Below are 11,059 nucleotides of genomic sequence, written 5' to 3' on the forward strand. Positions count from 1 at the left end.
CTGAAATCGTAAGCCCCTTCCTTTGAGGGCGCCTTGAACGTCAGTGTGCCGGAGGCTCGTTTTCTCAAATGCTGATAACTCAGATCATGGCTGTCGTTTTCCGGCTCGCTGCCGTGCCGGACATGGGAGGGGATAATGCCGATCCAGGCGTTGTCGGCGAAATTTTCGGCCGCCGTAAAATGAACCTGGATGTCCTGTCCGGGTTTGACGGTGGTTTTATCCAGCGTCAACGTGGGATATCCGGCAGATATCGTTGATGTCACAGTAAACGAAACCGATGCGACTTCGCGTCCGTTGCTGTCGGTGTCGTGCATCCTGAAGTCGTAGGAGCCTTCCGTTGACGGTGCTTTGAACGTGAGCGTTCCGGAGGTTCTTTTTTTCAGATGCTGATACGCCAGATCATGGCTGTCATTGACCGCCTCGCTGCCGTGCTGAATATGGGAGGGGATGATGCCGATCCAGGCGTTGTCGGCGAAATTATTCGGCGCGTTAAAAGAAACAGTGATGGCTTCACCTGGAGAATAAAGGTATTTATCCAGTTCAATCTGCTGTGCGGAGGCCGCGGCGCTTGAAAAAACAAGCGCCAACACAAACGAGCAGAAGCTGACACGTCTCACATTTTTCATAAATCACCTTTCCATTGTGTCGTTTATTCCCTGTCAACGTTTGATGAACTCGTAAAAAGTCATCAAATGATGGCAAAGAAAAAAGTTCGAGTTCAAGGCGTCGCGAATCCCGAGGAATGAGGCGTACTTAAGGTACGCCGCAGTGACGAGGAATGAAGCGCAACGCAGAAATCGGACGTTTTACGAAGCCATCAACGTTTAATTAACCCCTCGAAAATTAGCATAAGACCCCGCTCGAAGCAAGGCTGCCGGCTCTGAAGGGTTTGCCAGTGTTTAGGACTCGTTCATGCCGCTCACGTGTTCGGCCGCGAGGACGTAAACAATCATGATGTCACACCGTGACGCACCCGGCTCCCTTCATTGCTCTTTAGCGTACGCACCTCAGGCAAAGGCATGGGCGGTTTGCATGAACGCGCCGGTAATCACGCCCTGCCGCTTGCGATTGACGCATATCCCGATGGTAAAGGGGGCAAGGGGCGGGGCGATATCAAGCGGGGGCGCGTCCGACGGACTGTTTTTTGGACGTGATCCAGACCAGGGGGGGGTGGTCACGGGGATGTGTTCGATAAAATCGGGCACCGGGGACGGAATCGCCGCAATGGCGATGCCGGTGTCGCCGTGTTTGAGCTGACCGAGGGCGCTTTCCGCGTCACCGGTTTTTAAGTTTGATGCAGACATCGGGAGGGTTCCGCCTGAACACGTCCAGAATATCGGGCAGTAAAAATTCCCCCTGTTCTCCTTACAGCCAAAAACACGGGCTGATTTTTCATATTGTTGATCATTCCAGCAACTCATTCCAAAGGATCATTATCGATTGACGTCATTTTATATATTTGATATTTTAATAGAAATTTTTCTCAATATCCACCACACAGACCATTACACTGAATCAAATCGTTTTATTCGTATCGAACCATTCACAGGGGGCACGAGATGTTAAAAAACATGAGCATCAAACTCAAATTAATGGTGAGTATCGTCCTGATTGTTGTGGTCATGATGAGTGTCTCCGTGATAACAAGCACACGAATTTCGTTTAACACCATTTATGACCGGATCGTTGAACGAGAGGCGCCAACCAGTGTCAACTATATCGCTGAAACCTTTGAATCAAAAATCAGCAAAGCGGTCAGCATCTCGAAACTGGTGGCGGACAACCCCTTCCTCATATCATGGCTCAATGCCGGAGAGCCGGACGGCGCCACGAACGATGCCATGAATTTTTTAAAAGAAGTCAAGAAGCAGGGCGCAGATTTTGTCTTCATGGTTACGGCGAACAGTAAAAAGTACTATACCCATGACGGCCTGTTCAAAACCGTCAGCGAAGACAATCCCCGGGACGTCTGGTTTTTTTCGACCCTGAAAGGCGGAAAGAAAATCGACATCAACATTGATATCGCTGAAAAAACGAACATCCTGATGGCATACATCAACATCCTTATGGGGCCAGAATCATCTCCTGTCGGAGTCGCAGGATGCGGGATCAATCTTGATGAACTTTCAGGGCAGCTGTCCGGCATGCGGCTCACGGAAAACAGCATCTGTTACCTGATCGGCAGGGATGGCGTCATCAAGGCCCACCCGGAAACGTCATTCATCACAGAGGGGAAAAACATCAAAGACATGGATGATGAGCAGTATCGAAACACTGTGGCGGATCGAGTTTTAGGCACGGACAAAGGCAATGTCGAATACACCAATAAACGGGGGATCGATATGCTGGTCGTCTATAAAACCATACCGTCCACCGGCTGGAAAGTCATCCTGGAGACCCCAAAAAAAGAGCTTGGGAAAGGCCTTGAAAAAATAACGTCGGTTTCCATGGCCATGCTCGCTGGATTCGTTATGGTCTTGATTTTTATCCTGAACCTGACCCTGAACGTTGTTTTGAAATCAATACGGATAGCGGCCGAAGCATTGAACGACATCGCTAAAGGAGAAGGCGACCTGACCCATCGCCTTAAAGTCATGTCAAAAGACGAAATCGGCGGACTCGCTGCCTCGTTCAATCTGTTTCTGGACAAACTTCATGCCATCATCAAAGAAGGGATCGGCCACAGTTCAAAGGTCAGCGATGCCTCAACGGGTATGCTTGAGATATCAAAATCGGTGTCCGATGAAACCGATGCGACATCGCAGATGACAGAGAAAATCGCGCATTCCACCGAGGATGTCAACGCAGGCGTCGGGGCCGTGGCGGCCGCCATGGAAGAGGCCAGTGCAAATATCTCCATGATTGCAAGCAGCGTGGAAGAAATGAGCGCCACCATTCGTGAAATCAGTAAACGAACGGCTGACGCCAGTACGATTTCTCAGAATGCCGTGTCTTTGTCCCTTGCGACCTCAGACCAGATCCAGGCATTGGGAACCTCGGCACAGGAAATCGGCCGGGTGACGGAATCGATCACCGAAATCTCCGAACAGACCAACCTTCTGGCCTTGAATGCCACCATCGAAGCCGCCCGGGCCGGAGAGGCCGGAAAAGGATTTGCCGTGGTCGCCAGTGAAATCAAGGAGCTTGCCAATCAGACGGCCAAGGCGACCTTTGAAATCAATGACAAGGTCTCGGGAATCCAGAATGCCACTGGCGAGTCTATCAAAAATATTGAAAAAACAAACACCATTATCAATGAAATCAACGAACTGATCATATCCATTGCCGCAGCCATCGAAGAGCAGACCGTTACCAGCCAGGAAATTTCGACCAACATCTCTCAGCTATCCGACGGAGTGGCTGAAACCAACGAGAGCCTTTCCAGAAGTTCTTCGGCTGTGGCGGATATCAGCCGTGAAACGGATTCGGTCAACCGGTCTGTGAATGAACTTTCCCAAAGTGGAGAAAACCTGTCACACAAGGCCGAACAGTTGGCCGGCCTGGCCCAGGAATTAAAAACCCTGATGCGTTCATTTAAGGTCTGACCTCTTTTTTGAGCTATACCCTGAAACAGAAATAAGCTGATCAGATTCGTGATCTTACGAGTCTTGATCTAAGCACCCGCGATGGCGGCCCCCAATAGAAGAATACGATAAAAGAATACGGGACAGGTTCATAAATTGGCCTCCCACCTAACCCACGCCAGAAACAGACCTCGCCATGCGCAAACGAATATATTGTTCCTGAAAAAGCCCGTGCACCATAAAATTCATACAAATTCAAAGCTCTGCGGCGGACGCACCTCAGGCAAAGGCATGGGCGGTTTGCATGAACGCGCCGGTAATCACGCCCTGCCGCTTGCGATTGACGCATATCCCGATGGTAAAGGGGGATAGCGGCGGGTCGACATCAAGCACGGCAATCATATCGGCCACCGGACTTTTTTCAAGGACCAGTTCAGGGACAAGGCCGATGCCGCAGCCCAGGTGGACCATGGCGATGATGGCCTCGTTGCCCGTGACCTCGGCGTAAATATGGGGGGTGATGTTCATCAGGCGGATCCACTGGTCGAAGCGGTTCCGTGCAATGCCCTGCTTGGGAAGGATCAGGGGGGTGGTCTGCCAGTCGACGGCGCTTTGTCCGACGGCATTTTTTTTGGACGAGATCCAGACCAGGGGGGTGGTGGTCACGGGGATGTGTTCGATAAAATCGGGTACCGGGGACGGAATCGCCGCAATGGCGATGTCGGTGTCCCCGTGTTTGAGCTGTTCAAGGGCGCTTTCCGCGTCACCGGTTTTCAGTGTGATGTAGACATCGGGATGGTTCCGCCTGAACACGTCCAGAATATCGGGCAGGATGCCGTAGGCGGCGGTGACGGAACAATAGATGCTCAGCTCGCCCGCAATGGTTTCTTTTCCATGGGCCAAGGCGTATTTGCCCTCTTTCCAGAGCCGGACCATCTTTTCCGCATAGTCCTTGAAAAGCATCCCGGAGGGGGTCAGGGACACGGCCCGGTTGTTCCGTTCAAACAGCTGCCGCCCCACCGCCTCCTCGATCCGGTTGATGGCGCGGGAGAACGCGGAGGGGCTGATGTTGCACAGTGCACTGGCCTTCTGGAAATGGCGGGTCCTGCACAGGGCCAGAAAAAGGTCCATGTCATGGATATTCATAACGTTACCGTACCGTTGCGCCCACAGGCGCGGTTGACATTCATGGTAAAATCCCCTATGTATGGCCCTGAAACCGCATGGGCCTATGATGGCTTCGTAAAACGTCCGATTTCTGCGTTGCGCGTCATCCCTCGTCACTGCGGCGTACCCTAAGTACGCCTCATTCCTCGGGATTCGCGACGCCTTGAACTCGAACGTTTTTCTTTGCCATCCTTTGATGACGTTTTACGAGTTCATCATGATTGCATAATACGCAATTTAATGTTCGAAATAAATCACTTTACGCAACACCATGCATTCATATACTATCCGCCGTGTCATTCACATCACATAAATGAAGGAGCACCATCATGAACTTTTTTACCTCGCTTCCCTTTTCTCAGAAAGTCAAACAACTGGGGCAGTGCCGTTTCATGGACCCTGCCGAATTCAACGGCGTTGAAAAACTCAAAGGCAAGAAAGTCGTCATCGTCGGCTGCGGCGCCCAGGGGTTTCACCAGGGCCTGAACCTTCGCGACAGCGGCCTTGACGTGACCTATGCCCTTCGTGACGAAGAAATTTCCGAAAAACTTCTGCCCTGGAAGCTGGCATCCGAAAACAACTTCAACTACGGCACCTACGAGCAGGTGATTCCCACAGGCGACCTGGTGCTGAACCTCACGCCGGACAAATACCACACGCCCGTGGTCAACCGCGTGGTTCCCCTGATGAAAAAAGGGGCCTGCCTGTCCTATTCCCACGGCTTCAACATCGTGGAAGAAGGCATGAAAATCCGTGAAGACCTGACCGTCATCATGGTGGCCCCCAAGTCGCCCGGTTCGGAAGTCCGTGCCGAGTACCTGCGCGGCTTCGGCGTTCCCACCCTGATTGCCGTCCACACTGAAAACGACCCCAACGGCGACGGCCTTGAAATCGCCAAAGCCTATTGCGCCGGAACCGGCGGAGACCGGGCCGGCGTGCTTCATTCGTCCTTTGTGGCCGAGGTCAAATCCGACCTGATGGGCGAGCAGACCATTCTCTGCGGCATGCTTCAGACCGGATCACTGCTTTGCTTCGATAAAATGGTCGAAAAAGGCATCGACAGCGCCTACGCGGCCAAACTCGTTCAGAAAGGCTGGGAAACGGTCACCGAAGCGCTGAAACACGGCGGCATCACCAACATGATGGACCGACTGGAAAATGCGGCCAAGGTCAAGGCCTTCGAGCTGTCCGAACAACTGAAAACCATCATGCGTCCGCTTTACCAGAAACACATGGACGACATTCTCGAAGGCACCTTCTCTCAGACCATGATGAAGGACTGGGCCGACAACGACAAGAACCTTCTCACATGGCGGGCCGAAACCGGCAACACCGCCTTTGAAAAAGCCGCGCTGACGGACAAGGCCATTGCCGAGCAGGAATACTTTGACAACGGCATCCTGATGATCGCCATGGTCAAGGCGGGTGTCGAGCTTGCCTACGAAATCATGACCGAAGCCGGTATGCGAGGCGAATCCGCCTACTACGAATCGCTCCATGAGACGCCGCTCATCGCCAACACCATCGCCCGGAACAAACTCTACGAAATGAACGTGGTCATTTCAGACACCGCGGAATACGGCAACTACCTGTTCACCCAGGCCTGCGTTCCCCTTCTGAAAGACTTCATGGCCAAAATCGACACCGATGTGATCGGCAAAGGCATGGCCGGTGCGGACAACACCGTGGACAACAAGAAGCTGATCGCCGTCAACGACGCGATCCGGAACCACCCCGTCGAAGTGATCGGAAAAAAACTGCGTCAGTTCATGACCAACATGAAAGCCATCTAGCCTCACGGCGACGAATCACGCTGATCCCGCTCCTTCCGGGCGCGGGGTCAGCGTTTCAACAAGGATCGTGCACGAACCGAAAGGTTATCCCCCGTCGCTGTTCAGACCGCAGCCCATCGTAGGTCGGGTTGAGGCACGAAACCCGACAATTGGCCCCCATCCCTATAAAAGGATTTCCCACTCACACCACGCCGCCGTTTCTCGCGAACATGGACAGCTTATCCTGTCCCAGATCGGCCGGGGAGCTGTAGGTCCGGAATTGATCGAGCAGAAGACCGGGATCGCTGGAAAATGAAATGATGCTCAGGTGCTCGCGGTGGACAAAGCCCTGATCCGCCGTGTGGCCGAGAAAGTCAATCAGTTTGTCGTAATAGTTCCGGATGTTCAACAGGCCGCAGGGCTTGCTGTGGGACCCCATCTGGGCCCAGGTCGCCACCTCGAACAGCTCTTCCAGGGTGCCCAGACCGCCGGGCAGGGCGATAAACCCGTCGGCCAGATCGAACATCATGGTTTTTCGTTCATGCATGGTGTCGGTGACGTGAAGTGTGGTCAGCCCCTCATGGGCCACGGCGCTGTTGAGCATCCGGGGAATCACCCCGATCACCGTACCCCCGTGGGCCAGGGTCGCATCGGCCACCGCGCCCATCAGGCCCACCCGGGCCCCGCCGTACACCAGTTCCAGATTGTTTTCGGCCAGCACCCGTCCCAGGGCCCGGGCCCCCGCCAGATAATCCGGGTCCTTGCCCGGGCTTGAACCGCAGTAAACACAGATTCGTTTCATTGCCATGATCTCCCGTCCGTGATATGAATCACCATCCCTGATGGTTCGAATCGGACACTGTACGCCGAAGCCCGATGAGGATCAATGTCTTTTTCCAATCAATTCCAGATGGAGGTAGTCATGTCGTTTTCCGCTTTTATCGCTTATTGCTCACCGGGCGGCTCGACCCGGACCGCGGCCCGGATGATCGGGGATGTTTTCTCGGATAAGGGCGTACCCGTCCACACCTTTGATATCGGCAGCCAGGACGATCCGGCGCCCTTTCTTTCCAAGCTGGCTGCCGCCGGAAGCGATGCCCTTTTGTGCGTAGGCTCCCCCGTGTACAAAGATCTGGCCGTTCCGCCGGTCACCGCTTTTATCGATGCCCTCAGCACCGGCGGCGCCAGGGCCCTGCCCTTTGTCACCTGGGGCAAGGCGTGCAGCGGACTGGCTCTCTGGCAGATGGGGCAGGCCTTGATAAATCGGGGATTTAACCTTGTGGGAGCCGCCAAGGTGCTGGGTGTCCACAGTATGATGTGGCGGGATGCCGACCCTGTGGGCAAGGGCCACCCCGGAGACGAGGACCGCGCCATTCTGGCCGGCGGTCTTTCCGACCTGATTGCCGCCATCGAAGCCAATACAGTGAAAACGCTTGAGCTGGAGGTTCTGTCTTATCTGCCCGCCGCCCTGACCGACCCCGCCAAAGCCCGGATCGGCGAGCCCTGGGTTGCCATGGGGAAAACCGTCAACATCGAGACCTGCACCCAGTGCGGTCTCTGTGCCGAGGCCTGTCCCGTGTCGGCCATCGAACTCGATCCCCATCCGGTATTTCTGTCTCACTGCTTCGGCTGTTTTCGCTGCATGAGGGAATGTCCGGAAAACGCCATCGAATCCGCCATGCCCCTGGACCAGCTCGCCGGCATGATCCGCAAGCGGGTCGCCACCATCGCTGAAACACCCGACACCTGCGTGTTTCTGCCCTGACCCAAAAAAACAGCCGGGGTCCGAAACATTCCGGACCCCGGCTGATACCATAACAAAAAAAGCGATCAGATTCCCTTCAGCACCTCCCGGCCCACGTCCAGGCGTTTTTCAAGATCCTGGTCAAGGCTTGAAAACAGATCCAGTTCCCCGGCAAGCCCCTGGGCCCCGACGGCGCTCCGTTCCTCAATCGCGGCGGTCAATTCGTTGGTGAATTCGTCCGACAGATCCTTGACGATTCCCCGAACCGCGTCTTTGAGCAGATCGTCCAGGTTGGACCCGAGGTCCGCCTTGTACGCATCCACCGTTCCGGACAAGGCGCAATTCAACTCAACCGTCCTGACATCGGCCAGGGTCTTGGAAAAAACCCGGGACAGGCGATCGGAAGGGTCGGCGTTTTTCGTAACCAGTGACAGATCCGTCAAGGTCACCTTGCACAGGCCGTTCAGCGATCCGTCCGTAATGTCAAGCACCAGGTTGAAATCGGCCAGGCCCTTGTCAAGGCGAACGGCCATCGCACTGTCTGCGGCCAGATCCCTGCCGTCCAGGCCCAGGCCCTTCAGCGACACCATCAGGCGATCCCGGTCCTCATCGGGCCGGACTCGATCGATCACGCCCACGATGCGGGCCTCCGAAAGATTCGTGAGGTTCGTCCCGCCCAGTTCCAAAGTGACGGGTTGACCGGTCAGATGCTGTTCCGCCGTCACCTGCTGGACAATGCCCGTCATCTCCCCTGCGGCCAGAGAAAGGGACAGATCGCCGTGACGCACGAGAAAGCCCGGCTGAGGCTCCTTTTCACGAAAGGCCACATCCACGCCTTTTCCCCGCTGAACGGTTTCGTTGTCCGGGGCGGCCTCTGCCTCGGGTGACTCGTTTTTCCGCAAATAGGGTTTGAGCTTATTATACCAGGTCAGGCCTTTTTCCACCCAGGCCGCCAGGGTGGGACCGAAAAACATCGCCGTCACGTTACCCATGCCCTTTGGGTTCGGTGCGTAGGTTTCTTTGATCCGTTTCACATCGGCCTGGGCCAGACCGGGAAGGGCCTCGATCCGGGCCCGGTAGGACGCCGCCTGAGTGTTCAGTTCTTTTCGCACCGCCTTGATTTTGGCCAGATCGGCGTCCACATCCTTCTTGAGCTTTTTCAGGTCTTCGGCACGGGAAAGCACGTTGCTCAACTTGACCTTGCCGGACTTGAGGGCTTTGAGCCGATCCTCATAGGCTTCGAAGCTCTCCTTGTCCGGCAGACCCATCAGCTTGCCTTCAAAATCCGCACGGCTTTTTTCCAGATCCTTTTTGATGGCCCTGGCCTCGGCCACACTGTTCAGCGTCTCCCTTTCCAGCACCGTTTTCACGTCCGGCATGGACAGGGCGGGCATGGACCAGGCCTTTTTTTCAGGGGAAGGTGAAGCGGGTTTGGGTGTCGTCCGGTCTTTTTTGATTATTTCACCGGAAACCCTGCGATCGGTTTTCACACGAACGCCGTTGACGCTCATGGTGTCGACAATGGTCTTGCGCAGCAGAAGCGCCCCCGGATCGAGCGCGAACCGGGCGGTGGCCACCTCGAACAGGTTGGTCATCGGCGCGTCGGGGTCCGTCACTTCAAGGCCCGTCAGGGTTATGCCCAGCGGAAAAAGGGACAGATCGGCATCGGCCAGATCCACCCGGGCGCCCACCGCCCGGGTTCCGGCAAATTCGATGGTTTTTTCGACCACGATACCGGCATAGAATTTAAAAAACACGACCAGAAGAACCAGAACCCCGGCAAAAGCCGCAAGTCCTTTCCAGCGAACCCACGTTTTCATGATGGCCTCCCAGAAACGGCGTCGTCAGCCGTCCGCCGCGATTAGGACAGTGAATCGTAAATGGAAAACAGCTTGCTCGATTTCAGAATCTGCATGAGTCGGACCTTTTGAACCCAGGTAACAACATCTTCCCGATATCGGAATATCAGGATGCGCATCACCGCAAAGGCCGGAACAAACAGCAGCAGGGAAACGATCAGACTTCCCATCACCAGGCTGTTATTGAAATGAAATACCCGAATAAAGGGAATGTTGTACATCAGCGTAAACAGACCCTCCAGGGAGGAAGCGGTCAAAATCATCAATCCCAGGGGATGAAACAGCGGATCCAGGGCGTAGGCGATCAGTGAAAACCCGGCCCACCCCAGCATAAAGGCCGACATATTCACCCGGATCAACAGCACGCACAGAAGAACGAGGATGTTGTGCAGGCTGAACAGCGGCGTGAACCCCATCATCATGGAAAAACAAAGCGCCAGGCTGATCTGCCAGGGCTCGGATTCCGAATTAAGGATTTTCAGGCACTTGGCCAGCAAGGTAAGCATGGAACCTCCTTCTTGGAAAAAGACACCCACAGGTGCCCGGTTTCAGGATCGATCACATCGGAGACGTACGGCTCACATGGTTTCGCCATCTTACGCCGCCCCCCGATAAAATTCAATCGATAAATTTTCATTATAGGGGACATGCAAATTAAGTTATAGAAACCCATAACGTCACATCAATCCAATCGGCAACACCCTGTTCGTTGCGGACACAGTCATTTGGAATCGATGTACCTGATCATTCCGATCGTAACTCAATAATCAGGAAGGATGGGAATCACATACACGCATAAAAGATGAAAATGAGAAACAGGGGCAGGCGTTCCGATGACGCGACATCGGAATGTATCAGAAATCTCGAAGAGGTTGAAAAAATCGTCAGGCCGGCAATCGCTTGAGGGAATACATCCCGTCCAACCCTTTAATGGGCTTGGGTTTCTTCTCATGGCGGGACTGGAAGACGTGCCTGAACATCCGGTAGTGATCG

9 protein-coding genes are annotated in these 11,059 nt (G+C 54.5%); 3 read left to right on the forward strand and 6 right to left on the reverse strand.

The genetic code is table 11. From position 1 onward, the window contains the following. Both ACYQ11_RS21315 and ACYQ11_RS21320 read right to left on the reverse strand, forming a co-directional pair. Nucleotides 1-626, reverse strand: a 626-nt coding sequence (locus ACYQ11_RS21315) for a hypothetical protein (RefSeq protein WP_459925856.1), incomplete at its 3' end; no start/stop codon positions are given. A 381-nt stretch (nt 627-1,007) separates the two neighbouring features. Continuing rightward, on the reverse strand, nt 1,008-1,304 hold the full coding sequence (locus ACYQ11_RS21320; RefSeq protein WP_459925857.1) for a type 2 periplasmic-binding domain-containing protein: 297 nt from the start codon (nt 1,302-1,304) through the stop codon (nt 1,008-1,010). A gap of 255 nt (nt 1,305-1,559) precedes the next feature. Here ACYQ11_RS21320 and ACYQ11_RS21325 point away from each other — a divergent pair, with 255 nt between their 5' ends. Next, on the forward strand, nt 1,560-3,545 hold the full coding sequence (locus ACYQ11_RS21325; RefSeq protein ID WP_459925858.1) for a methyl-accepting chemotaxis protein: 1,986 nt from the start codon (nt 1,560-1,562) through the stop codon (nt 3,543-3,545). A gap of 258 nt (nt 3,546-3,803) precedes the next feature. Here the strand turns inward: ACYQ11_RS21325 and ilvY are convergent, their stop codons facing one another. Beyond that, entirely contained in the window at nt 3,804-4,670 is an 867-nt protein-coding gene (gene ilvY / locus ACYQ11_RS21330; RefSeq protein ID WP_459925859.1) for an HTH-type transcriptional activator IlvY, read from the reverse strand. Between the two features lie 350 nt (nt 4,671-5,020). Between ilvY and ilvC the strand changes: the two genes are divergently transcribed. Further along, nucleotides 5,021-6,484, forward strand: a complete 1,464-nt coding sequence (gene ilvC / locus ACYQ11_RS21335; RefSeq protein ID WP_459925860.1) for a ketol-acid reductoisomerase — start codon at nt 5,021-5,023, stop codon at nt 6,482-6,484. Between the two features lie 181 nt (nt 6,485-6,665). On the opposite strand, the gene ACYQ11_RS21340 is transcribed toward ilvC, so the two are convergent. Further along, entirely contained in the window at nt 6,666-7,265 is a 600-nt protein-coding gene (locus tag ACYQ11_RS21340; RefSeq protein WP_459925861.1) for an LOG family protein, read from the reverse strand. A gap of 120 nt (nt 7,266-7,385) precedes the next feature. On the opposite strand from ACYQ11_RS21340, the gene ACYQ11_RS21345 reads away from it, so the two are divergent. Beyond that, on the forward strand, nt 7,386-8,228 hold the full coding sequence (locus tag ACYQ11_RS21345; protein WP_459925862.1) for an EFR1 family ferrodoxin: 843 nt from the start codon (nt 7,386-7,388) through the stop codon (nt 8,226-8,228). A 65-nt stretch (nt 8,229-8,293) separates the two neighbouring features. On the opposite strand, the gene ACYQ11_RS21350 is transcribed toward ACYQ11_RS21345, so the two are convergent. Together ACYQ11_RS21350 and ACYQ11_RS21355 are read right to left on the reverse strand one after the other, a co-directional pair. Next, nucleotides 8,294-10,027, reverse strand: coding sequence for a TIGR03545 family protein (locus ACYQ11_RS21350; RefSeq protein ID WP_459925863.1), 1,734 nt, complete (start codon nt 10,025-10,027; stop codon nt 8,294-8,296). Between the two features lie 41 nt (nt 10,028-10,068). After that, complete coding sequence (locus ACYQ11_RS21355) at nt 10,069-10,572, reverse strand: TIGR03546 family protein (protein WP_459925864.1); 504 nt, start codon at nt 10,570-10,572, stop codon at nt 10,069-10,071. Nucleotides 10,573-11,059: the final 487 nt, after the last annotated feature.

It is taken from the genome of Desulfatiferula olefinivorans, from assembly GCF_054657895.1.